General features: G+C 65.3%; 26 protein-coding genes and 1 pseudogene. 9 read left to right on the top strand and 18 right to left on the bottom strand.

Annotation, left to right across the window (positions count from 1 at the left end; translation table 11 throughout):
• Positions 1–15: 15 nt before the first annotated feature.
• The 4 genes from YS110_03465 to YS110_03450 are packed head-to-tail and all read right to left on the bottom strand — an operon-like array spanning position 16 to position 5,360.
• Entirely contained in the window at positions 16–705 is a 690-nt protein-coding gene (locus tag YS110_03465; protein ID UJB63890.1) for a molecular chaperone TorD family protein, read from the bottom strand.
• Between the two features lie 11 nt (positions 706–716).
• Positions 717–1,361 carry an ethylbenzene dehydrogenase gene (locus YS110_03460; GenBank protein ID UJB63889.1) on the bottom strand — a complete coding sequence of 215 codons (645 nt, stop codon included), beginning with the start codon at positions 1,359–1,361 and terminating at the stop codon, positions 717–719.
• A gap of 2 nt (positions 1,362–1,363) precedes the next feature.
• Entirely contained in the window at positions 1,364–2,437 is a 1,074-nt protein-coding gene (locus tag YS110_03455; protein ID UJB63888.1) for a 4Fe-4S dicluster domain-containing protein, read from the bottom strand.
• Between the two features lie 37 nt (positions 2,438–2,474).
• The gene (locus YS110_03450; GenBank protein UJB63887.1) at positions 2,475–5,360 is read right to left on the bottom strand and encodes a molybdopterin-dependent oxidoreductase; all 2,886 of its coding nucleotides are present in this window, start codon (positions 5,358–5,360) and stop codon (positions 2,475–2,477) included.
• Positions 5,361–5,649: 289 nt separating this feature from the next.
• Between YS110_03450 and YS110_03445 the strand changes: the two genes are divergently transcribed.
• Together YS110_03445 and gloA are read left to right on the top strand one after the other, a co-directional pair.
• Positions 5,650–6,759: an AraC family transcriptional regulator gene (locus YS110_03445; protein UJB63886.1), complete on the top strand. Its 1,110-nt coding sequence runs from the start codon at positions 5,650–5,652 to the stop codon at positions 6,757–6,759.
• Positions 6,707–7,120: a lactoylglutathione lyase gene (gene gloA / locus YS110_03440; GenBank protein ID UJB63885.1), complete on the top strand. Its 414-nt coding sequence runs from the start codon at positions 6,707–6,709 to the stop codon at positions 7,118–7,120. The genes YS110_03445 and gloA overlap by 53 nt, the downstream gene beginning before the upstream one ends.
• A gap of 56 nt (positions 7,121–7,176) precedes the next feature.
• Here gloA and YS110_03435 read toward each other — a convergent pair whose 3' ends face one another.
• The gene (locus YS110_03435) at positions 7,177–8,082 is read right to left on the bottom strand and encodes a LysR family transcriptional regulator (GenBank protein ID UJB63884.1); all 906 of its coding nucleotides are present in this window, start codon (positions 8,080–8,082) and stop codon (positions 7,177–7,179) included.
• A 116-nt stretch (positions 8,083–8,198) separates the two neighbouring features.
• Between YS110_03435 and YS110_03430 the strand changes: the two genes are divergently transcribed.
• From YS110_03430 to YS110_03415, 4 genes are read left to right on the top strand one after another with little or no spacing between them, the layout of a single operon-like run.
• Positions 8,199–8,732 (top strand): cytochrome b, encoded by a 534-nt coding sequence (locus tag YS110_03430; GenBank protein ID UJB63883.1) that lies wholly within the window; start codon positions 8,199–8,201, stop codon positions 8,730–8,732.
• A gap of 33 nt (positions 8,733–8,765) precedes the next feature.
• Positions 8,766–9,323, top strand: coding sequence for a YceI family protein (locus YS110_03425; GenBank protein ID UJB63882.1), 558 nt, complete (start codon positions 8,766–8,768; stop codon positions 9,321–9,323).
• A 59-nt stretch (positions 9,324–9,382) separates the two neighbouring features.
• On the top strand, positions 9,383–9,961 hold the full coding sequence (locus YS110_03420) for a polyisoprenoid-binding protein (protein ID UJB63881.1): 579 nt from the start codon (positions 9,383–9,385) through the stop codon (positions 9,959–9,961).
• 34 nt (positions 9,962–9,995) lie between these two features.
• The gene (locus YS110_03415; protein ID UJB63880.1) at positions 9,996–10,715 is read left to right on the top strand and encodes a pirin family protein; all 720 of its coding nucleotides are present in this window, start codon (positions 9,996–9,998) and stop codon (positions 10,713–10,715) included.
• A 38-nt stretch (positions 10,716–10,753) separates the two neighbouring features.
• Here the strand turns inward: YS110_03415 and YS110_03410 are convergent, their stop codons facing one another.
• Positions 10,754–11,275, bottom strand: coding sequence for an OmpA family protein (locus YS110_03410; protein ID UJB63879.1), 522 nt, complete (start codon positions 11,273–11,275; stop codon positions 10,754–10,756).
• 65 nt (positions 11,276–11,340) lie between these two features.
• Between YS110_03410 and YS110_03405 the strand changes: the two genes are divergently transcribed.
• Together YS110_03405 and pdxH are read left to right on the top strand one after the other, a co-directional pair.
• Positions 11,341–11,958: a gamma-glutamylcyclotransferase gene (locus tag YS110_03405; GenBank protein ID UJB63878.1), complete on the top strand. Its 618-nt coding sequence runs from the start codon at positions 11,341–11,343 to the stop codon at positions 11,956–11,958.
• A gap of 4 nt (positions 11,959–11,962) precedes the next feature.
• The gene (pdxH, locus tag YS110_03400; GenBank protein ID UJB63877.1) at positions 11,963–12,610 is read left to right on the top strand and encodes a pyridoxamine 5'-phosphate oxidase; all 648 of its coding nucleotides are present in this window, start codon (positions 11,963–11,965) and stop codon (positions 12,608–12,610) included.
• 75 nt (positions 12,611–12,685) lie between these two features.
• Here the strand turns inward: pdxH and YS110_03395 are convergent, their stop codons facing one another.
• The 8 genes from YS110_03395 to YS110_03360 all read right to left on the bottom strand — a co-directional run bounded on the left by YS110_03395 (position 12,686) and on the right by YS110_03360 (position 19,635).
• Entirely contained in the window at positions 12,686–13,639 is a 954-nt protein-coding gene (locus tag YS110_03395) for an AEC family transporter (protein ID UJB63876.1), read from the bottom strand.
• A gap of 150 nt (positions 13,640–13,789) precedes the next feature.
• The gene (locus YS110_03390) at positions 13,790–14,119 is read right to left on the bottom strand and encodes a hypothetical protein (protein ID UJB63875.1); all 330 of its coding nucleotides are present in this window, start codon (positions 14,117–14,119) and stop codon (positions 13,790–13,792) included.
• Entirely contained in the window at positions 14,116–14,760 is a 645-nt protein-coding gene (gene vat / locus YS110_03385; GenBank protein UJB63874.1) for a Vat family streptogramin A O-acetyltransferase, read from the bottom strand. Before vat ends, YS110_03390 begins: the two co-directional genes overlap by 4 nt.
• A gap of 138 nt (positions 14,761–14,898) precedes the next feature.
• Positions 14,899–17,013 carry a TonB-dependent receptor gene (locus YS110_03380; GenBank protein UJB63873.1) on the bottom strand — a complete coding sequence of 705 codons (2,115 nt, stop codon included), beginning with the start codon at positions 17,011–17,013 and terminating at the stop codon, positions 14,899–14,901.
• A gap of 148 nt (positions 17,014–17,161) precedes the next feature.
• Positions 17,162–17,533 carry a hypothetical protein gene (locus tag YS110_03375; protein UJB63872.1) on the bottom strand — a complete coding sequence of 124 codons (372 nt, stop codon included), beginning with the start codon at positions 17,531–17,533 and terminating at the stop codon, positions 17,162–17,164.
• Positions 17,534–17,572: 39 nt separating this feature from the next.
• On the bottom strand, positions 17,573–18,157 hold the full coding sequence (msrA, locus tag YS110_03370) for a peptide-methionine (S)-S-oxide reductase MsrA (GenBank protein ID UJB63871.1): 585 nt from the start codon (positions 18,155–18,157) through the stop codon (positions 17,573–17,575).
• A 238-nt stretch (positions 18,158–18,395) separates the two neighbouring features.
• Positions 18,396–18,920, bottom strand: a complete 525-nt coding sequence (locus tag YS110_03365; GenBank protein UJB63870.1) for a hypothetical protein — start codon at positions 18,918–18,920, stop codon at positions 18,396–18,398.
• A 151-nt stretch (positions 18,921–19,071) separates the two neighbouring features.
• Positions 19,072–19,635, bottom strand: a complete 564-nt coding sequence (locus YS110_03360) for a cytochrome b (protein ID UJB63869.1) — start codon at positions 19,633–19,635, stop codon at positions 19,072–19,074.
• Positions 19,636–19,915: 280 nt separating this feature from the next.
• On the opposite strand from YS110_03360, the gene YS110_03355 reads away from it, so the two are divergent.
• A complete protein-coding gene (locus tag YS110_03355) occupies positions 19,916–20,461 on the top strand; it encodes a GNAT family N-acetyltransferase (protein UJB67332.1) in 546 nt (181 codons plus the stop codon).
• A 30-nt stretch (positions 20,462–20,491) separates the two neighbouring features.
• On the opposite strand, the pseudogene YS110_03350 reads toward YS110_03355, so the two are convergent.
• The 4 genes and pseudogenes from YS110_03350 to YS110_03335 all read right to left on the bottom strand — a co-directional run bounded on the left by YS110_03350 (position 20,492) and on the right by YS110_03335 (position 23,091).
• A pseudogene (locus YS110_03350) lies at positions 20,492–20,866 on the bottom strand (transposase).
• A 106-nt stretch (positions 20,867–20,972) separates the two neighbouring features.
• Positions 20,973–21,521: an NAD(P)H-dependent oxidoreductase gene (locus YS110_03345; protein ID UJB63868.1), complete on the bottom strand. Its 549-nt coding sequence runs from the start codon at positions 21,519–21,521 to the stop codon at positions 20,973–20,975.
• Between the two features lie 30 nt (positions 21,522–21,551).
• Positions 21,552–22,346 (bottom strand): MetQ/NlpA family ABC transporter substrate-binding protein, encoded by a 795-nt coding sequence (locus YS110_03340; GenBank protein UJB63867.1) that lies wholly within the window; start codon positions 22,344–22,346, stop codon positions 21,552–21,554.
• 79 nt (positions 22,347–22,425) lie between these two features.
• Positions 22,426–23,091, bottom strand: coding sequence for an ABC transporter permease (locus tag YS110_03335; protein ID UJB63866.1), 666 nt, complete (start codon positions 23,089–23,091; stop codon positions 22,426–22,428).
• Positions 23,092–23,095: the final 4 nt, after the last annotated feature.

Genomic DNA, 23,095 nt, shown 5'->3' with positions numbered 1-23,095 from the left:
GGAACGGGGATTGGCTCAGGCCGCCTGGGCCAGCGGGCGGCGTTGCCGGTTGAACTGCTGTTCGGCCTGTACGAACGCCCCCAGCGCCTCGGCCCAGGCGCCATAAGCGGTGTTTGCCGCCTTCTTCTGCAGGGCCTCGCACAGCCGGGGCACCCAGCGGGCGAGGTGGCGGTCGATGAAGTCGGCCTGCGCGGCGATGAAGTTGCGGGCGTCCGCCTCGCTTGTCGCCGCCACTTCCAGCGCGGCGAGGTAGTGCATGAACTCCAGTTCGATGCCGATCCAGTCGGGCCATTCCTTGTTCACGCCCAGTTCGTAGCGGATGCCGAAGTGCTCGTAGAAGCGGATCAGGTCTTCCCAGATGCTCTGCGCCGGCTCGCCCAGGTGGTCTTTCTCGTTGAGCGACATCAGGGAGCGGCCCGTGCAGTTGTCGAACAGGCGCGTGTAGGTCACCGGCAGATCGGGGTCGGGCGGCGGCGCCTGCAGCGTGTGGAACGCATCCACGCGGTAGGGCAGCAGCGCGCGCACACGGCGCAGTTGCTCCAGCGCGCCGGCATGCACGAACTGCTGCTGCCCGGCCGCGCGAGGGTAGATGAACAACTGGCCGAAAAGCTGGTAGACCTGCGAGCGCGCGGCAACGGCCCGGGTGCGCTCGGAGACCGGCACGTGGACGGCCGGGGCGATGGTTGCGTCGGTGGGTGCGTTCATGTGCTGCTCCTTCAGCGGGCGATGTCGAGGTCGATGAAGTCGCCCGAGAACGCCTTGCGCCCCGAGCGCTCCCGGTTGCCGCCGTCCCACGCGGCGAAGGCCACCCTGGTGCTCTGCCCCGCCACGAGCCGGGCGTGGCCTGCCGGCCCCTGCAGCGCGCGGCGCAGGATCACGGTCCAGCGGCTGCCGTCGTGGCGGGCGCTCACCGCCAGGTCGCCCGCTTCGTCGGCCGGCAGCCGCCGCGTTGCGGCAAAGCCCTCGGCGATCACGCCATAGGGCACCGGCTTGTCGGCACGCCACAGCCAGGCGTTGACCGGCGCACCCGGGCTGCCCATCGTCATCGCGATGGAGGTGCGCGCCAGCGGGAACATCACCGCCACGCCGTCGGCGAACTGGTCGAGGTCCTTGATCCGGTCGTGGCGCGCGGATGCCCAGCGCAGGGCCACGGCAAAGGCCGAGCCGTTGTGCAGGAAGGCCGCATCGAGCTTGCTCACGGCGCCGTGGTCGGCGCTCAGCGCCAGGAAGGCCGAGGCCGGCTCCACCATCGCCAGCGGCGCCGGCATCATGTCAAAAGACGTCCAGCGCGCGCCCGACCATGCCGACGATGCGGGGTCGAGCAAGGCGGCGTCGCTGGCGGAAGTTCTGAGGGCCTGCATGATCACCACTCCCCTGCGGACGCCTGCGTGAGCGGGTCCTTGTCGAAGCCGCCGAAGCGGTCCTTCCAGTTGTTGCTGATCAGGATGTCCATCAGCTCGGAGCCCTCGCCGCGGTGCTGCTTCTCGCGTTCGCTGCGCAGCACGGCCAGGGCGTCGAGCACGCGCGGGCCGAACAGCTCCATCAGCTTCTCGTCGGGAATGCGGCTCTTGTCGGTGATCTCGCCATCGCCGCCGAAGGCGCGCGAGCCCATGGGCGGCACGTAGAACACGTTGGGCTCGGTGCCGTACTCCGGGTGCAGCGGCAGCGCCACCTTCCACTTGTGCACGAGCTTGTGGACGAAGGCCGTCTCATCGTCGATGTAGCCGAAGCAGCGCACGCGGCCCGGGCACTGGCGGTTGCATGCGGGGGCGATGCCCTGCTCGACGCGAGGAAAGCACATGATGCATTTCTCGCTGGTCTGCGACACCGGGTTGAAGTAGATCGCTTTGTACGGGCAGGCCTCGACGCAATGGCGGTGGCCCTTGCACTTGGTCTGGTCGACCAGCACGATGCCGTCCTGCTCGCGCTTGTAGATGGCCTGGGTCGGGCATGCCTCCAGGCAGGCCGGCTTGGTGCAGTGGTTGCACATGCGCGCCAGGTAGAAGAAGAAGGCATTGGGCCATTCGCCGCCGCCCTGGTCTTCGTCCCAGTTGTAACCCCAGTCGGGGGCCTTGCCGTCCAGGTAGCGCCTGGGCTGCATGTGGGCGCGCTGGCCCTTGCCCTCGAACATCACTTCCTTCTGGTTGAACTGGAAGTTGTCGCCCGTCTCCGTGTAGATCGGGATCACGCCGCGCTGCGGCTTGCCGTCCCTGAAGCCGCCGCCCTTCTTCTCGTAGTTGCGCGGGTAGCCCTCGCCCGGGTAGGTGGTCACGTTGGCCCAGCGCATGTGCTCGGTGCCCGGGCGCTTGGTCCAGATGTTCTTGCACGCCACAGTGCAGGTCTGGCAGCCGATGCACTTGTTGAGGTCCAGTACGGTGACGAGCTGCCGCTTGGCGTGGCGCAGCTCGTTCTTGCTGCCGCCGGCTTTATAGGTCATGGTTCAGAGTCCTTTTCGGGGGGGTCGGCCGGTGCGGTCAGGCCACCTTGCGCATGCCGGCGCGCACACCGCGGTCGGTGGCCGGCTGGGGGCCGCCGTTCATCAGGTAATAGCGGAACTGCGTGTAGCCGCCGGCCAGGTGCAGGGGCTTGGGCAGGCCGACCAGCAGGGAGTCGTAGGGCTTCCAGTTCTTGTACTGGTAGGTTTCCCAGAAATAGACGATGAGCTGCCCCGGCTGCACGGCGCCGCTCAGGCGCGCCATCAGGCGGCTGTCGCCCAGGTCGTTGAACAGCTCGACCTCCTCGCCGTCCTTGATGCCCAGCCGGTGGGCGTCCTGGTCGTTCATGTGCACCACCGGCTGTCCGCGGTGCAGGCGCGACAGGAAGGAGTTGGACAGGTGCACCGAGTGGATGCTCACGCGCGGGTGGCCGCCAGTGAGCAGGAAGGGGTAGTCGCCGCCCATCGGCGGCGCGTCCTTGTGCACGGGCAGCGCTTCCTGCGCCTCCATGTACCAGTCGTGGTCGAGGTAGAACTGCGCGCGGCGGGTGTGCGTGGGGAATATCTTCTTCTTGTCCACGTGCCAGGCGAAGCTGTAGAAGGGCTTCGCCGGGTCGAACTCGTTGGCCGCAGCCAGCAGCGGCCTGCCGCCCAGGCCGTGGATGCGCACCTGCCCTTCCTTGCGGAACTGGTCGTAGGTGTAGCCCTTGGGCATCACGCCGAAGTGCTCGAAGACCAGGATCTGCTCCTTCAGGCAGTCTTCGTTGGTGACGAGGTGGCCCTTCATCGTGAAGTCGTCGTAGAGCGCGTCGTAACGGTGCTTCATGCCGAATTGGTCGGTGTATTCGGCCATGCCCCGCGCCTTCGCACGCTCGCCGAGCTTTTTCGTGAGCAGCGCCATGATGGTCCACTCCTCCTTGCACTCGCCGGGCGGAGCGACGGCGCGGTCGACGAAGGTGTAGAACGGGTTGCCCGAGGTGCCGTTGGTCATCTCGTGCTTCTCGTAGTACCACGCGCAGGGCAGCACGATGTCGCAGAACACGGCCGAGGTGGACATGCGCGCTTCCAGCGTGAAGATCATCTTCAGCTTGGGGAAGAGATGCTCCGGGTACATCTTCATGCCCGCCCGCTTGCGCCGCAGCGGGTTGTGGTTGATGAGCATGAGCACGCGCGGCGTCTTGCCCTCGGCCGGGCGCAGCGAGTCCTTGACCCACCAGCCCTTGTCGACCGCGTCCTTGAGGTAGTCGCCGTAGACCTTTTTGGTGATCGGGTCGGCCACCGAGGGGTGGTCGTAGAGCGACTTGTAGCCCACGTGGTTGTAGAGCCACAGCGAGGGCGTGACAAAGCCCATCAGCTTGGTGCTGTCCTCGGCGGTGGTCAGGCCGGCGAGCTCGTCGTTGGTGTGCGGATCGGTCTTGAGCAGCCCCTGCAGGGCGATCTGCTCCATTTCCTCCACCTCCTCGATGCCGCCTTGCCTGACCGGCTTGCTCATCGCCACCAGGTAGGTGATGTGCTCTTCGGGCGTGGTCGAGATCGAGAACCCCGTGCCCGGCTTGCCCCAGTTGCCGCTGAACGCCATGGCCAGATGGTGGGCACGCTCCATCAGGTCGCCGTGGTAGTGCTTGCCCACGGTGAAGCCGATGTAGGTGCAGGTGCGCCTGGTGGCGATCTTGCGGCCCAGCTCCTTGATCAGCGAAGCGGGCACGCCGCTCTTGCGGGCTGCCAGCTCGGGCGTGTAGTCGCGCGCCAGTTGCGTCTTGAGCCGGTCGAACACCGGGCGCACGCCAACGCGCCGGCCATCTTTGAGCGTCAGCTCGACCGCGCCTTCCAACTGCGCCGTGTAGTCGAGCGCGAGGGTGGCGCGGCTGGCCGGCCGCGGGCGCTGCGTGGCGGCATCGAGGTGGTAGAACTGGTCGGCGCGTCCGCCATCCACCTCCTGCGCCGAGAGGAACTTGCCCGTGTCGTCGCGCACCAGCAGCGGCATGTCGGTCTGCTCGCACACGAAGTCGCGGTGCACCAGCCCCTCTTCGATCATCACGTGGCAGCAGCCGAGCCAGAACGCGGCATCGGCGCCCACCTTGACCGGCACGTGGATGTCGGCCGCCGGCATCGTGGGGTTGTAGTCGGGCGCGATGACCACCACCTCCGCGCCCTTGTAGCGCGCCTCCGTCAGGAAGTGATAGCCCGAGGGATAGGTGTACGACCAGTTGCTGCACATCATGAAGATGAGCTGGGCGTCCATCAGGTTGTCGGCCGAGTAGCCGGCCTGCATCTTGCCGAAGGTCTGCAGCGCACCCATGTACACGTCGCCGATGTCGATGTTGACGTCGGGCTGCACGCCGTCGAGCAGGTAGTTCAGGCGCATCGAGCCGGCCCAGCCGATCGAGCCGCAGTGGTGGTGGGGCGCATCCAGCACGAAGCCGTCCGTCCCATCCGTTTGATGGGCATCGAGAATGGCGTCGGCGATTTCTTCGAGCGCCTGGTCCCAGCCGATGCGCTGCCACTTGCCCTCGCCCCGCTCGCCAGCTCGCTTGAGCGGATACAGCACGCGCTCGTCGCCGTAGAGGTTGTTGTTGAAGGCCGCGCCCTTCTGGCAGCCCATCGGGTTGTAGTCGGGGTAGTCGGGGTTGCAAGCCTTCGTGCGGGCCGCCTGCTCTTCGCGCCAGACGATGCCGTTGCGCACATAGACGTGGAACAGGCAGGAGCCGACCGGCCAGCAGATATTGAGGTGGGAGCCAAACGCCGTGCGGTCCCAGGTCCAGTTCATGCGGTAGAGGTCTTCCCAGACCGCATAGGTGGGGGCGGCACCTGGCTTGAACGCGTTTTCAAGCAAACGCTCCATCTGTTGGGCGCCGGGCGCCAGTGAAGGCAGGGACAGGGCCAGCATGCCGGCCCCGCTGCCGGCCAGAAATTCCCGTCTCCGCATACCTGTGCTTTGCATCCTTGCTACTCCTGTACTTCGCATCCATTCGGTGGGTGGAAGGCAGTTTCGCGGCTGGCGCTGCCGGCCGGCATGCATTTCGTGACACCTGCCATGCACTTGGGGGCGGCGTCCAGGCGCATGCGGGATAACACTTAATACGCCAGCCCCCCAGAATTGACCGAACGCAAGCCCTGCCTGCCTGGCTTATGCGTTACTCGTCAAAAACGGCACACGCGTTTCCTTGATCGAGTTACCCCTGACCCCCGCGTTAGCATTCAGCGACACAGCATCCATGCCAGCAGTTCACGAAGCCGGATTCATCGACGCAGCCGGCCTGGCCCGCATCCCGGGATTCATTTCAAACCTGGGCGGCAATCCCCACGAAGTGCTCCGGCATTGCGGCATCGACGCCAGCCTGTTTGCTTGCGCCCCAGCCGTCCATCGCCAGCGTCTGTTGCCGCTGAGCAAGGCGGTCACCTTGCTTTCGCTGGCTGCAATGCATGTTGGCTGCCCGCATTTGGGCCTGTCGCTCGGCATGCATCTTGAGCATGCACTGCTCGGCCCCATCAGCTTGTTGATGCTGCACGCCCCCACGGTCAAGGCATCGTGTGAATACCTCGACCGCTTCCTGCATCTGCGCGCGGCGGGCGTGCGCGTGCATCTTTCCGTGGCCCAGGACGTCGCCAGCTTCAGCTTCGAGCTTGAAACCCCTTACGGCCCGGACAGCGATCACATACACGACTTGTCCATGGCCAGCTTCGTCAGTTTCATGAAGCTGGCGTGCGGGAGCGCATGGCGCCCTGAGACCGCACTGCTCGCCCGCAGCAAACCCGCTGATGAAGCGCCCTACCGGGATCTGTTCGGCCCCATGGTGCGCTACGAACAATCATGCAGCACGCTCACCTTCCCTGCCAGTTGGCTCAGCCAGCCCGTCGTGAGCGCCAATCCGGAGATCGAACAGGCCATGCGGGAGTGCATGCTGCGGCTGGATGCGCAGCATCGGGGCGACGTGGCAGGCCAGATCCGGCGGGTGCTGCCTTCATTGCTGCCATCGGGGAACTGCACGATCGAACGGGTGTCCGACCTCTTCGCCATGCACCGGCGCACGCTGCATCGGAAACTGGCGCAGCAGGGCACCACTTTCGAGAAGCTGCTGGATGAAGCGCGCAGCGACATCGCGCAGCGCACACTTCGGCTTACCGATCAATCCGTCAAGGAAGTGGCCTCGCTGCTGGGCTATCGAGACGTATCCGCCTTCTCCAGGGCCTTTTGCAGATGGACCGGGCAGAGGCCAGCCGAATGGAGAGTCGATTCACACAGGGGCGCCTCATCCCTGCACAATCGAAGGGATGAAATTCCTCCACACGATGCTGCGCGTTGGCAACCTCCAGCGCTCGATTGACTTCTACACCCAGGTGCTGGGCATGCAGTTGCTGCGCCAGTCCGAGAACCCCGAATACAAATACTCGCTGGCCTTCCTCGGCTTCGAGGGCGGCAACCCCGGCCAGGCCGAGATCGAGCTGACCTACAACTGGGGCGTGGAGAGCTACGACCACGGCAACGCCTACGGCCACATCGCCCTGGGCGTGCCCGATGCGTACGCGGCCTGCGAGAAGATCAAGGCCGCCGGCGGCAAGGTGACGCGCGAGGCCGGGCCGGTGAAGGGCGGCACGACGGTGATCGCGTTCGTGACGGATCCGGACGGGTACAAGATCGAGCTGATCCAGCGGGCAGAGAACGCCACGGGCAGCGGCCTGCGTTGACTTGCTCTGCTATTGATAGCTTCCAGCGCTTGGCTGGCGAGCCCTGGAAGCCATTTTCACTCTAATCCTTTGCCACGGCCCTGCCCCAGCTCCGCCGCCAGAAATTCGATCCACACCCGCAGGCGCTGCGGCATATAGCGGCTGCTGGGCAGCACCGCATGAATGCCCAGCGGGGGCAGTGCATAGTCCTCCAGGAGCGGCACCAACGTGCCGCGCTCGATGTACTTGGCGACGATGAAATCGGGCTGCACCGTGATGCCCATGCCCTGGTGCGCGGCTTCCACGAGGGCGTCGCCGTTGTTGGCCTGCATGCGAAAAGGCACGTAAACGCTGTACGGCTTGCCCTCGACCCAGAACTCCAGCGGGCGGTTGCTGGCCTTGGCCGTGTAGCCCAGGGCCTGGTGCGCCACCAGCTCATCGGGATGGCGCGGGTGGCCGTGCTGCCGCAGGTAGCCGGGCGAAGCCACCGTGATGAGCCGGGTTTCGCCCAGCTTGCGCGCCACGATGCCGGGGTCGAGCCGCGCGCTGATGCGGATCGACATGTCGATGCCCTCGTCGATCAGGTTCTGCTGGCGGTCGTTGAAGTCCAGCGCCAGGGTGATTTCCGGGTGGCTCTGCAGAAAGCGCGGCAGCACGGGGGCGATGCGCTTGAGGCCAAAGCTCAGTGGCAACGCGATGCGCAGATTGCCACGCGGCGTCAGGCGCGCCTCCATCACATCGGCCTCGGCGCTCTCCACCAGGTCCAGGATGGTGCGGCACTTGTCCAGGTAATCGGCGCCGGCGCTGGTCAGGGTCAGCTTGCGCGTGGTGCGCACGATGAGCTTCACCCCCAGGTGCTCTTCCAGCGCGGCGATCTGCCGCGTGACCACCGAGCGCGCCACGCCCATATGGTTCGCCGCCGCGGCAAAGCTGCCGAGGTCCGCCACGCGGACAAAGAGGGTCATCGCGTCGAGCCGGTTCATTGTTGCTGTATTGGCAATAAAGATTTCTTGATTGTCCCCTATTTCGCCACAAAGCATCCGCCTACAGTTCACCCATCGGCAATGCATCGCCATGCCTGCCGTGAAGGACAACCCCCATGACCACGCACTACACCACGACCGCCAAAGCCCTGCACTGGGGCATCGCCACCCTGATTTTCTGCCTGCTCGGGCTGGGCTTCTACATGACCGGCCTGCCTCTCTCACCCAGCAAACTGCAGCTGTATTCGTGGCACAAATGGGCCGGCGTCAGCGTTTTCCTGCTGGCTGCCGCGCGCCTGGCGTGGCGCGCCACGCACCGCCCGCCGGCGCTGCCGCAGCACATGGGCCCGCTGGAGCGCCTGGCGGCGCATGCGGGCCACCACCTGCTGTACGTGCTGATGTTCGCCATTCCGCTGTCGGGTTGGCTGATGAGTTCGGCCAAGGGCTTCCAGACCGTGTGGTTCGGCGTGCTGCCGATTCCCGACCTGCTGGGCAAGGACAAGGCGCTGGGCGATTTGCTGCAGACCGTGCACATGGGCCTGAATTTCACCCTGGTTGCCGTGCTGCTGGGCCACGTCGGCGCGGCGCTCAAGCACCACTTCATCGACAAGGACGACGTGCTCACCCGCATGCTGGCCCGCCGCGCCTGATCCGCTATTTTTCCCCTGAAAGGACCGTTCACCATGAAACGTACCGCCCTCGCCCTCTTTTCGGCCCTCTCGCTGGCCACTGCCGCACACGCCGTGGAGTACACGCAGGTCCAGCCCGACAAGAGCCAGATCACCTTCGCCTACCAGCAGATGGGCGTGGCCATGCAAGGCGCGTTCAAGAAGTTCGCCGGCCAGTTGCGCTTCGACCCCGCCGCCCCCGCCGCCGCCAAGAGCACCATCGAGGTGGAGCTGGCCAGCGTGGACACCGGCAGCAGCGAAGGCGATACCGAAGTCGCCACCAAGACCTGGTTCGACACCAAGGCCTTCCCCCGGGCGCGCTTCGAGTCCAGCAGCGTCAAGGCGCTGGGCGGCAACAAGTACGAAGTGGCCGGCAAGCTCACCATCAAGGGCAAGACCCTGGACGTGGTGGTGCCCGCCACCTTCGCCGCCCAGGGCAAGACCGGCGTGTTCGAGGGCCGCCTGACGATCCGCCGGGGCGACTTCTCCATCGGCGAAGGTGCCTGGAAGGCCTTCGACATCGTCGCCAACGATGTGGTGATCCAGTTCCGCCTCACCGCGGCGGCCCAGTAAGCCCCCGGTACCTCCGTTTGATCCCCTGTTTTTCCCTCCATCCTGAAAGGACCCTTGCCATGAACCGTATCGCCAAGCTCTCCGCCGCCCTGCTCGTCAGCTTTGCCGCCGCCTCCCCTGCGCTGGCCGCGCCCGAGGTTTACAACGTGGAAGGCACGCACACCTTCCCGCGTTTCTCGTACAGCCACTTCGGCCTGTCCACCCAGCTGTCCAAGTTCGACAAGACCACCGGCACCGTGACGCTGGACAAGGCCGCCAAGACCGGCGCCGTGGACATCACCATCGATATGACCTCGGTGAACACCGGCTTCGACGTGTTCAACGGCCACATCCAGGGCGAGGACTTCCTCGACACCGCCAAGTACCCCACGGCCACGTTCAAGTCCACCAAGGTGACATTCGAGGGCGACAAGCCGGTGGCGATCGACGGCAACCTGACCATCAAGGGCGTGACCAAGCCCGTGACGCTGAAGGTGACGCATTTCGTGAACATGCCCCATCCCATGCTGAAGAAGGACGCCATCGGCGCCAACGCCACCACCACCATCAAGCGCACCGAGTTCAACGCCGGCAAGTATGCGCCGAACGTGGGTGACGAGGTGACGATCACCGTTTCCCTCGAAGCAATCAAGAACTGAACGTAGCGCCCCAGCGGCGCCCGAGGACAAGGACATGATGGAACTCCGCCCCGCCGCGCAGCGCGGCATCGCCAACCTGGGCTGGCTGCACTCGCAGCACAGCTTCTCCTTCGGCAGCTACTACGATCCACAGCACCAGGGGTTCTCCGACCTGCTGGTGATCAACGAGGACCGGGTGCAGCCGGGCCGGGGGTTCGACCCGCATGGCCACCGCGACATGGAGATTTTTTCCTACGTCCTCGACGGCGCCCTGGAGCACAAGGACTCGATGGGCACGGGCTCGGCCATCCAGCCGGGCGACGTGCAGATGATGAGCGCCGGCAGCGGCGTGCGCCACAGCGAATACAACGCCTCGCGCCAGGCGCCGGTGCATTTCCTGCAGATCTGGATCGTGCCCGACCGCAAGGGCGTGGCGCCGCGCTACCAGCAGCGCCACTTCGGCGCAGAGGAAAAGCGTGGCCGCCTGCGCGCCATCATCACCCCCGACGGAGCCGACGGTGCGCTATCGGTCTACCAGGATGCGCGCGTCTACGCCGGGCTGTTCGATGGGGCCGAGCAGCAGCGCTTCGTGCTGCCGGAAAACCGCTTTGCCTACGTGCACGTGGCACGCGGGGCGCTGCAGGTCAACGGCCAGCGCCTGGCGGCGGGCGATGCCGTCAAGCTGCGGCAGGTGCGCGAGGTGGAATTCGCCCAGGGCGAGCAGGCCGAGGTGCTGCTGTTCGACCTGCGCCCAAACGAAACGCCGCGCTACTGAAAGCAGCGCGGCGTTGTTGGGCGGAAAAAAACCGGGGATCAGGGCGCCAGCGTCACTTCCACGCGGCGGGCCTCGGCGTTGCTGCCATCGGCCAGGGTCTGCTCGGGCTTCTTCAGCTCGATGCCCTCTTCGGTGATGCCCAGCGAGAGCAGCGCGTCGCGCACGGCGAAGGCGCGCTGCTTGGCCAGTTCCTGGTTCACGGCCAGATCGCCGGTGGCGTCGTGAAAGCCCGACACCACGGCCTTCCTGCCCTGCAGCACGCCCTTGATGACGTCCGCCAGGGCCTGCTTGGCGCCCGTGGCCAGGTCGGCCTTGCCGGTGGCGAAGTAGAACTTGACCACGCCGCCCTCGACCACCACGGTGGCTTCTTCCACCACGGCCACCCCGGGCGCGGCGGCCTCGACGGCCTGCACCACGGCGGCCTTGGGCGCCGCCGGCGCATGGGCGATGCCGCGCTTGAACACCACGACCCCCACCACGGTGGAAACCACCAGCGCAATCAGGGCAAACAGGAACCCGAGGGCAAAACGCTGCTGGCTATCGTCGTCGGAACTGGACATTTTTGAAACTCCGTAAGGTGAATAATGAGGGCGTTGGACAAAACCCGTCATTGTAGAGTGAAGCCATGACTGCCCTGCCCGCGCCGCTGCGCGACCCCGCCCCGATGCTCGCGCGCACCCTGGCCGAATGGGGCGGCCAGCAGGATCTGTGGGTTTTTGGCTACGGGTCGCTCATCTGGCGCCCCGAGTTTCCCTTCGCCGAACGGCACCCGGCGCGCGTGCACGGCTGGCACCGCGCACTCAAGATGTGGAGCCGGGTCAACCGGGGCACGCCCGAGTGCCCCGGCCTGGTGCTGGCCCTGCTGCCCGGGGGCAGTTGCCAGGGCATGGCCTTCCGCATCGAACGCGCGCAGGTGGCGCGCATCCTGCCGCCCCTGTGGCAGCGCGAAATGGTGCTCGGCGTGTACGACCCGCGCTGGCTGCCCTGCCGCATCACGGCCGGTGGCGCGGTGCAGGGCACGGTGCGCGCGCTGGCCTTCACGCTCTCGCGCCGCAGCCCGAGCCATACCGGCGAACTCACCGAGGCCCAGTACCGCCGCATCTTCAACCAGGCGCGCGGCATCTACGGCAGCACGCACGACTACGCCCGGGCCACCTACGACGAACTGCGCCGCCTGGGCATCCACGACCGCGCGCTCGGTCGCCTGCTGGCCTACGCCGCGCCGGACGGCGCGGCACAATGAGCGCATGAACGCAACGCCCTCCTCCATCGCCGACCTGCGCAAGAGCTACGAGCGCGCGGAACTGAGCGAAGACGCCTCCCACGCCGACCCGCTGCAGCAATTCGACCAATGGCTCCACGAAGCCCTGGCAGCCCAGGTGCCCGAGCCCAACGCCATGACCCTGGCCACCGTGGACGGCAGCCTGCGCCCCAGCACGCGCATCGTGCTCATCAAGGGCTACGACGCGCGCGGCATCGTCTGGTACACCAACTACGGCAGCCGCAAGGGCCGCGAACTGGCGGGCAACCCCTTTGCCGCGCTGCAATTCCATTGGGTGGAGCTGGAGCGCGTAGTGCGCATCGAGGGCCGCGTGGAAAAGGTGGACGCCGCCGACAGCGACGCCTACTACGCCAGCCGCCCGCTGGACTCGCGCATCGGCGCCTGGGCCAGCCCGCAGAGCCAGGTCATTCCCGGCCGCAGCGTGCTGGTGGCCAATGCCGCCAGGTACGGCGCGCAATTCCTGCTGCAGCCGCCGCGCCCGCCGCACTGGGGCGGCTACCGGCTGGTGCCCGAGCGCTGGGAATTCTGGCAAGGCCGCAAAAGCCGCCTGCACGACCGGCTGCGCTACCGCCTGGAAAGCGGCGCGTGGCTGCGCGAGCGCCTGGCGCCTTGAAGCGCCTTGAAAATCGCATGAAAAACGGCTCCAGCCCTTGCCCAGCAAGCGCTAGCAGCTATTGAAAGCGAAGCATCAGGCGAGGAAGCGCTGCGCCAGCGCCAGCATCAGCGGCACCGTGAGCAGCGCCAGCGCCGTGGACACGGCGATGCTGGCCGACACCTCCTGCTGCAGCACGCCATAGCGCTGCGTGAACAGGAACACATTGGCCCCCACCGGCAGCGAGGCGGCCATGAACATCACCGCCACCGGCAGGCCCGACAGCCCGAACAGCCAGGCCAGCGCCGCCAGCAGCAGCGGGTGCAGCACCGTCTTGGCCAGGGCAATGCCCCAGGCACTGCGCAGGTGCTGGCCCACGGGGGTGTAGGCCAGCGTCACGCCCACCAGCAGCAGCGCCATGGGGCCGAGCGCCTGGCCCAGCACCTGCAGCGAGTGATCGACCACGCCGGGCAGCTTCAGCCCCGTCTGCGCGAACACCAGCCCGGCCAGGATGGGCAGCGGCACCGGGTGCAGGATGCCGCTGCGCACCGCCTGCAGCACGGTGTGCAGCATGGGGCGCGGCGCGCTCTGGCCCGACTTCTGGCGCTCGTGCGCCTCGGCCAGCTCGAAGACGATGGTGACGCCCGTCAGCAGGATCAGCGAGTGCAGCGAGATCAGGGTGATGAGCGTCACCAGCCCTTCCTTGCCGTACACCAGCCCGACCAGGGGCACGCCGATCATCAGCGTATTGCTGAACATGTGCGCCAGCCCGCGCGCCGCCGCGCGCGTGGAAAAGCCCGACACCGCCATCGTCACCGCGAACATCAGCCCCGCCGCCAGGAAGTACAGCGCCACGGGGCGGAAGTTCAGTTCCTGGATGCGCACCGCGCCCATGGTGCGAAACAGCAGCGCGGGCGTGAGCACTAGGAACACGAGGTTGGAGAAATCGGGAATTGCCGCCGCGCGCACCCAGCCCATGCGCGCCGCGAAGAAGCCGATGCCGATGCACAGGATGACCGGGATGAGGGAAGAGAAGACGGGGGAATCCACGAAAGCAGAAGCGCGGACGTTGTGGCCGGCAGGTAAACGGGCATTATCCGCCGGGCAGCGTTTTGCGTGGAGCTCGCCCACAACAGGCCCGGCAGACCAGTGGCGCTCTTGAAAGAATAGCGCCTGGCGCTTGCTGGATAAGCCCTGGCGTCACTTTTCGTTCGCGCCCTCATCACATCCTTCGGTTCGCACGTTACGCGCCAGGAGGCTGGCGACCTCTTGGGCCGCAGCGTCCAGCACCTGCCGTTTCACGAATGGACCGCTCAGCAGCACCGCATTATTGTTGTCGGACGAGACACACCGCTGAATTCGCTCGGGCTCGCCCTGCGCGCCATAGATCACGCGCAGCACGCGGGTGCTGCGGCCCGGATGCCATTCCACCCGTTCGTGAAAATAGGTTCGTGCGATGCGGTTGTCAGCGGGCTCCGGCACCAGGCCAGCCGGGCCGGTCAGCAGCGCATGGAGTTCAAAGGCATTCACGACGAAGCCGCAGCGCAAGCCTGGAGCGCCTCAATATCCGAAGAAACAATCAGCGCCAGATTTCTGGATATTTTCTCAATGGACCAATCCCACCAGGCGATTTCTTCCAGGATGGCCACGGTTGCTTCGGGAAAACGCTCTCTGATGCATCTGGCGGGATTGCCGCCATAAATGGTGTAGGCCGGCACATCGCTTGCCACCACGGAACGCGCCGAAATAATGGCGCCGTTGCCGATTTTCACGCCTGGCATGATGACGCTGTCATATCCAATCCATACATCATGGCCAATGATGGTATCGCCCTTGTAGGGCAAATCGTCCATGCCGGGCATGACCTTCTCCCACCCATTTCCGAAAATCTGGAAAGGATAGGTGGAAATTCCCGACATCTTGTGATTGGCCCCATTCATGATGAATTTGACGCCCCGGGCCAATGCACAGAACTTCCCAATCACCAGCCGGTCGCCAATGAAGGGAAAATGATAAAGCACATTGCGCTCGAAGTTTTCCGAACCGTCTGGGTCATCGTAATAGGTGTAATCGCCCACCACGATATGCGGATTGGTGATGATGTTCTTGATGAAGCACACCTGAGGGAATCCGGCCATCGGGTGTATTTCGGAAGGAAGGGGACCATTCATTGAAAACCCTGTCGCCACGATGCGGCTGTGTGTTCGACACCTGCGGGGCCGCAAGGAACCCGCCCAAAGCGCTTACTTTATGGCACGGGCACCACGTCCCCGCCAGGCGTCCGGGCGCCTGGCGGGGAGATCAATGCATCAGAACGACACCTTGACGCCCACCGTGACGTTGCGCCCCATCAGCGGCGCCGCGTTCTTGATGAACGAGGTGTGGGCGTAGCCCAGGCGGTCGGTCAGGTTGTTGCCCTTCACGTAGAGCTGCCACGGCGTGCCGCCGGCCAGGCGGCTGCTGTAGGCCAGGCCCAGGTTGAGCATGCCGTAGCCGGGCGTGGCGGTCTCGAAGTCGGCCACGCGGTCCTGGCGCGCCGCCTGCACCCATTCCACCTGGCCGTCCCAGGCCTGCCAGTTGGCGTCCAGGCGCAGGCCCGCGCGGGCGGCGGGAATGCGCGGCAGGTTGCCGCCCGCGTCCAGCCTGGCACGCACCACGTCGCCGAACAGCGTCACGCCCAGGTTGCGGGTCAGGCGCTGGCGCACCTGCGCCTCCAGGCCGGTGAAGGTGGCGTCGGCCTGGCTGTACTGCAGCAGTTGCAGGCCGTCGAGTTCGTCCAGCGTGCGGCCGTAGATGTAGTCCTTCACGCGGTTGTGGAACACGCTCACGCCGAAGGTGGTGTCGCCCGCCGTCTTGCGCAGGGCCAGGTCGATGGACTGGGCCGTTTCCGGCTTGAGGTTCGGGTCGCCGCGCTCGTAGGTGCTGGTGGCCATGTGCAGGCCCTTGGCGTACAGCTCCTCGGCCGTGGGCATGCGGCGCGCCTGCGTCCACGAGGCCGACAGCGCGTAGCCGGGCGTGAACTTCCACACCGCGCTGAGCGAGGCCGAGGTGCCGTTGTGGCTGTTCGACAGGCCCGAGGTCAGCGCGTCCACCGTCTGGCGCTCGTGGCGCAGCGCGGCGGCGAAGCGCCACTGCTGCCACTGGTATTCCTCCAGCAGGAACAGGCCGGTGCGGCGCGTTTCGGTCGGCTGCACGTAGGCCTCTTCGCCCTCGGCGCTGAACTTGCGCTGCGTGGCCTGCACGCCGAACACGCCGCGCCAGCCGGCCAGCGGCTCGTGCTGCAGTTCCACGCGCAGGTCGTGCGCCTTGTTACGGAAGGTGGTGGCGACGGCGCCGTCTTCCACTTCGTCGTGCTGGTAATCGGTCACGCCCGCGCGCAGGCGCAGCGCCGAGAAGCCGGCGAAGGGGTTGCGCAGCTCGCCGCGCACGTCCCAGCGTTCGCTGCGCAAGTCCACCACGGGCACGTCCTCCGCGCCATGGTCATGGTCGTGGTCGTCGTCCCCGTGGTCATGCCCGTCGTGGCCGCTATGGCTGCCGCAGTGCAGGTGGTCGCCGTGCGTGTGGCAGCCCTCGAAGCTGTGGTTGTGCCCTGGCAGCCCGTACTTGGCGGTCTGGCGCGTGTAGGCCACGCCCAGGTAGCCCTGGTCGCCGATCCACGACAGGCCGAGGCTGCCGGAGTCGGTGCGGTTGAAGCTGCCCGGCACCTTGCGCCCGCCCTCCCAGCCGCTGCCCACGCGGTAGTCGCCCGCATCGCGCGCCAGCCCTTCGACGTGCACGGCCAGGTTGCCCGCGCCGCCCGTGAGCTGGAAGGCGCCGGTTTTCTCGCTCGCGGCGCTGCCCAGGCGCAGCTCGGCACTGCCCTCGTAGCCCTTCTGAGGAATGGCCGTGGGGATCTTGTCGTCCAGCACGTTGACCACGCCGCCGATGGCGCCGCCGCCGTGGATCAGCGCCGAGGGGCCGCGCAGCACCTCGACCTGGCGCGCCAGCAGGGGTTCGGCGACCACGGCGTGGTCGGGGCTGACGGTGGAGGCGTCCTGCACCTGCGAGCCGTCGGACAGCACCTGCACGCGCGGCCCGTCCATGCCGCGGATCACCGGGCGGCTGGCGCCTGCGCCGAAGTGGCTGGACTGGATGCCCGGCTCGCTGTTCAGAGTTTCGCCCAGCGTGCCTTCGCGCCGACGCACCAGTTCATCGCCCTCCAGCACGCTCACGGGCGTGGCCATGTCGTCGCTGCCGAGCTGCAGGCCGCTGGCGGAGACGGTGACCTCGGGCAGCGCAGCGGCTGCGCCCTGCGGCTGGGCCTGCGCCTCCTGCGCCAGGGTGGTGATGAGCAGGGCCACGGCCAGGGCGGCGGCCGTCTGCGCCGCGTGGAGCGCGCCGGAACGGGCGCCGTGGAAGGAAACGAGGTTCGGAATGTGCTTCATGGTCGGAAAAAAGGGGATGCGCCGCCCTGCCCCCTTGCAGGAAGGCAGGCGCAGCGCGCCTTGAAGACCCACGGAATTCAAGGCGAAAAACAACGCCAACGCTTGTCTGGCAAGCGCTGGCAGCTATGGAATCAGGAGTAAAGGAGGTTCAGGCCAGGGGCGGCGCGCGGGCCTGGAAAGGCAGCGGCGGCGCGGCGCGCAGCGGCTGCGCAGCGGGCGATGCCACCCGCTGGCCGTCGGGCTGGGCGAGCGGCACGCGGCTTTCCGCCACGGCGGCCCCGCCGTGGTGCAACTGGTCGAGCAGCTGGCAGTCGGCCGGGCTGTGTCCGCCGAACAGTGCGCCCAGGCCGTGGTCATGCGCTGCCGGCTGGGCCAGCCCCAGGGCGCCGGGCAGGTGCAGCACCCGGTGCATCTGCCCCAGGGCCGGTGCCAGCGCCAGGGCGAGCACCAGCCACGCCAGCGCCAGGCGGCGTGCCAGGCGTGGGCGCGGGAGCAGGAAGGAAGAAATGGACGGCGGCATGGCAGGAATGCGGCGCGCGGGGCGCCGTGGGCCGCAAGCTTAACGCCGATCGGCGCTGGTTTCGTGACAGTAGCGCGCAAAGGCCGTCTGGAAGTGCTCCACCTTGGGGCCGACCACGAAGGCGCAGTAGCCCTGGTGGGGGTGTTTCACGAAGTAGTCCTGGTGGTAGTCCTCGGCGGGCCAGTACGCCGCCAGCGGCGCCACCTCGGTCACGATGGGCGCGCCATGGGCGCCGTTTTCCGCCAGTTCGCGCAGCACGGCGCGGGCCACGGCCTCGTGCGCCGGATCGCTGTAATAGATGCCGCTGCGGTACTGCGTCCCGACATCGTTGCCCTGGCGGTTGAGCGAGGTCGGGTCGTGCGTGGCCAGGAAAATCTCCAGAATGGCGCGCAGGCCGATCTGCCCGGGATCGAAGCGCAGCCGCACCACCTCGGCATGCCCCGTGCTGCCGGTGCAGACCTGCTCGTACGAAGGGTGCGGCACATGGCCGTTGGCGTACCCGCTCTGCACATCGGTCACGCCGCGCACGCGGCCGAAAATCGCCTCGGTGCACCAGAAGCAGCCGCCGCCCAAAACTATCGTCTCAAGCTTTCTGTTCTGTTGAGTTTCAACGAGTCTTTCCATGGAGGCTGTTTTCCAATATTTGACCAACGGCTTATTTTGCGCGAAAACTGGCCTGGGTCCGGCTTGCTTCCATTGCCAGGGAGGCAGAGATCACCATCTGCGCCCTCAAGCAAGGATTGCTGGCGGGCTACCTGCGCCGTGCATTACGAAGCCCATGTGTCTCCATGGTTTTTGCATCAATCCCAGAAAACCAAAAAAGGCCAGCTGTTCGATGGGCTTTTTTGCGGGAAATTTCAATCTACCCCAACCATGCAGAACCCTCAAGATAATCTCTTGATTGGGAGTTCGTGAAGCCAATCATTTTGGCAATGATCTCTACCGGGTTGGTGCCTTTGGCTTTTTCTGTGTTGTATATTTCCAGCCGCTTTGCATCAATCTCTGCGGCTTCTTTGGTGAATTTTTCCTTGAATGCATCGTCAATCTTCCTTCCTGTTGACGATAGTTTTATATCATCCATTTTCCCGGATTGAAGGGAGTCGCGGATGTCGTAAAAAATGGTGCTGTTGGTATTTGCCATTTCATAAGCAATTTTTCCAGCACTCTGAGAGTCACTGCCCGCAGATTTCAAAATTCGTTGCTGCGCTGCTGTCGTGGATTGCGTCGCACCATCGCTGCCAGAAGAGGCAAGCGCTTTGGCCGCCTCTGAAATAGTCACTGTGGCGGCAGAATTTGCCGCTGCGCTTGGCAATTCCTGCCGCTGAACATTTGATTTGGTGAGGGTGCTATACAGTGAAGTGGTACTTCCAAGGCCCTGGATGATCATGTCTCACTCGTTCAATGATGAAATACCATCAACCATAAGGAGTGCAATTCAGAACCATGCCGGAAAAAGAACCTGACTTCCAGCCCTTTTCTTTTCTTTGAGGCACTAGGTGTCGCATCCCGGGCGATCGTGTACGCCACCCCAGTGCCTGCTACAGCATGCGTCGCAGAACATCGGCCTGAGAATCCTTGTCCAGGAAGCGGTGTTTGAGTGCCCCGGCGACATGCAGCACCAGCAAGCCTAAAAGTGCGTACGCGAGTACGCGATGCAGCCACTGGAAGCGCTCGAACCAGCGATCGTTCTTTGGGAGTAGTTCGGGCAAGTGGCCAAAAAAGAAGAAGGGAACCCCGTCACTTTGCGTGAAGGTGCTGGACATCGAATAGCCCAACAGCGGCACGGCTATCAGCAGGACGAGGAGCGCGCAGTGCACGAACTTGGAGAGAGTGCGCTCCCATGGCGCCAAGCTGGCAGGAGGCTTGGGCACGTGGGTGCAGGCACGCACGATGAGTGCGGCGGCGGCCAGCAACAACGCGAGCAGGCCGAACTGCTTGTGATTGGGGTACAGCACATCGAACTTGGCCTGAAGCTCATCTGGCAGGTTCACCATGATCAGGCCGATGGCCAGCGTGCCCAACACAGCTCCAGCGCGCAGCCAATGCAGCCAGCGCATTGCTGCCGAGTACCGGTTAGGATCGGTTGACGTGGTGTGGTTCATCGGAATCTGGGCGAATGTGAGTTGGGAAGAAGGGCTCAGGGCGCCGCCGTGGCCCGCAGCCACTTGACGCTCAAGAGTCGGTAGGTGATGGCGCCCTTGCTGTCGCGGGCGCCGGGATCAAGCGCACATCGCGTAGTTTAGGCCCTGCTGCCGCGTTCACATGAAATGGTGTCATCACGGCCAATCCAATAATCCTGCCAATCCCCCGCATAAGTCTTCGTCTTGGCCGGCACGCTACTGCGATGCCATGGGCCAGCTGAAGGGATCAGAAAGGAAGCAAATGGAAGCCATCGAAACCGAACGCCTTGTCTTGAGGCGATTTGTCCAGGGGGACGCAGCCGATCTTTTCGAGTATTTGCACCAGCCCGTGGCAAGCTGCTTTCTGTCGCTAGCGCTGGCCGATATCCGAGACGCGGAGCGCGAAGCACTGGAGCGCAGCACGCACGACGCGAGTATCGCCGTGTGTTTGCGCACATCTGACAAACTCATCGGCGATTTGTTCGCTGAGCCGGAGGGCGATACCTTTTCGGTTGGCTGGAACTTTCATCCTGACTTCGGCGGTAAGGGCTATGCCCATGAAGCTGCTACTGCACTGTTCATTCACCTGTTCAAAAAACGGGCAGCACGTCGGCTGTATGCCTATGTGGAGGATACGAACACGTCCTCTCAAAGACTATGTGAACGACTAGGCATGCGGCAGGAGGGCGTTTTCATGGAGTTCATCTCTTTCAGGAATGATGCCAGTGGCGCTCCGATTTATGAGAACACCATGCAGTACGCTCTTCTTCGACACGAGTGGTTGTCCGCCTCCAGAGGACCTAAATAGCCTTCAACTCTGGTTCAGCCTGCAGCGGGTTCAGGCGTTGAAGAACGCATCCACTCCCCGATGCAGGAACGACGCCAGGCGCTTCATGTTGAAGCAGGCGGCCATCATCGTCATTGCCACCGTGGCGCGCGCCTGCCCGATCGTGCGCACGAACTTGCCGCCCAGGTGCCGGATGCCGGCAAACGCATGTTCGACCCGGGCACGCTTTCTGGCAATGCGCTGGTTGCGCCGCTTCTGGCACTCGCTCAGGGGCTGGCCCGGCTGGGCCCGGCGCTGCATCGCGTCCACGAAGCCCAGCACTTTCAGCATCTGCCGGCTCTCCGTGTGCACGCTGCGCCCGGTGTTGTGCATGTCCAGCACCTCATCGAAGTGGTGTCCGTCGTGCTCGCTGGCTGTTGATGAGAGAAATTCTCAAAATCAGGATTTTAGCGCACCACCTCGGTTTAAAGCATCGAAAATGCCCCGAGCGCTTATCCAGCAAGCGCTAGAAGCTATCGAATCAGGAGCAATCTCAGGCGTGGCGCTTGACCCAGGCCACGTACTTGTCCACCCAGCCTTGCAGGAAGGCGCGGCTGGCTTCGCCGATGTTGCCCTCGGCATCGAACAGGCCGTCCTTGGCGTGCACGAAGGCCTCGGGCTGGCCCAGCGTGGGCATGTCCAGGTAGGCCAGCACGTTGCGCAGGTGCTGCTGCGCCAGCGCCGTGCCGATGGCGCCGATGGAGGTGCCGATCACCCCCGCAGGCTTGCCCGCCCAGGCGCTCTGCCCATAAGGGCGCGAGCCCTGGTCGAGCGCGTTCTTGAGCACGCCCGGGATGGAGCGGTTGTATTCCGGCGTGACGAACAGCACGCCCTGCGCGCCCGCGATCTCGGCCTTGAAGCGGCGCACCGCTTCGGCCGGGGCGCCGTCGTCATCCTGGTTGTACAGCGGCAGGTCGTCGATGCGCACCTGCTGGAACGCGAAACCCTGCGGTGCCAGCCGCGCCAGCGCCGTGGCCAGCTGGCGGTTGAAGGAGTCCTTGCGGAGGCTGCCGACGACGACGGCGATGCTGTACGTACCCATGGAAAGTCCTTTCGGAGCGGAGTGGAGGAATTACCAGCCCGCCACCACCGAACCCTTGAACTGCGTGTCGATGAAGCGGCGGATCTCGTCGCTATGGTAGGCCTTCACGAGCTGCGACACCCAGGGCTTGTTCTTGTCGGCCTCACGCACGACCAGGATATTCACGTAGGGGCCGTCGGCGTTTTCCTGCGCGATGGCGTCGGTCTTGGGGTTGAGCCCGGCCGAGATGGCGAAGTTGGTGTTGATGGCAGAGGCGTCCAGGTCGTCCAGCGAGCGCGGCAGCTGCGCAGCATCCAGCTCGACGAACTTCAGCTTCTTGGGGTTGCCTACCACGTCCAGCGGCGTGGCCTTCAGGCCTGCGCCATCCTTGAGCTTGATCAAACCCAGGCTCTGCAACAGCAGCAGCACGCGGCCGCCGTTGGTGGGGTCGTTGGGGAGGCCGAAGCGCGCGCCTTCCTTCAGGTCGGCCAGCTTCTTGACCTTCTTGGAGTAGAGCCCGATCGGGAAGGTGACGGTGTTGGCCGCCACGGCGAAGGGGTAGCCGCGGTCCTTGATCTGCGCGTCCAGGTAGGGCTTATGCTGGTAGCTGTTGGCGTCCAGGTCGCCGGCGGCCAGGGCCGCATTGGGCTGCACGTAGTCGCTGAACTCGACGACCTGGATCTTCAGGCCCTGCTTTTCCGCCACTTTCCTGACCTGCTCGAAGATCTGCGCATGCGGGCCGGCCGTCACGCCGATCTTGAGCGGCTTTTCCTGGGCCAGGGCGGTGCCCATCCACCCCAGGGTGATGGCCAGGGCCAGCGATTGCAGTGCGGTGCGCTTGCGCATGAGAGTTCCTTCGGTATATGGCATAAATGGCTGCTGTCGCTTACCCATCAAGCGCCAGCAGCTATGGAAAAATGAGTATTCAGCGGTGTGACAGACGCCGCACCACCCAGTCGCCCAGGCTCTGGATGGCCTGCACGAACACGATGAGCAGCAGCACCACGGCCAGCATCACGTCGGGCAGAAAGCGCTGGTAGCCATAGCGGATGCCCAGGTCGCCCAGGCCGCCGCCGCCCACCGCGCCGGCCATGGCCGAATAGCCGGTGAGGCTGACGAAGCTGATGGTCAGGCCCGCCACGATGCCGGGCAGCGCCTCGGGCAGCAGCACCTTCCACACGATCTGCCAGGTCGAGGCGCCCATGGACTGCGCGGCCTCCACCAGGCCGTGGTCCACCTCGCGCAACGCGGTTTCCACCAGGCGCGCGATGAAGGGCGCACAGGCCAGCGTCAGCGGCACCACGGCGGCCCAGGTGCCGATCGAGGTGCCGGTGACCAGCCGCGTGAACGGAATGATGGCCACCAGCAGGATGATGAACGGCGTGGAGCGCACGGCATTGACGATGCCGCCGACCACCTTGTTGGCCAGGCCATGCTCCAGCACCCCGCCCTTGTCGGTCAGGCGCAGGAACACGCCCAGCGGAATGCCCACCAGGCCGCCCACGATGCCCGAGACCCCCACCATCAGCACCGTTTCCCACAGCGAGGTGGCAAACAGCTCCAGCATCATTTCGGAAAAATTCTCGAACATCGCG

Source organism: Acidovorax sp. YS12, from assembly GCA_021496925.1.
Taxonomy (GTDB): domain Bacteria; phylum Pseudomonadota; class Gammaproteobacteria; order Burkholderiales; family Burkholderiaceae_C; genus Paenacidovorax.
This window is presented reverse-complemented; position numbering and strand designations above follow the sequence as displayed.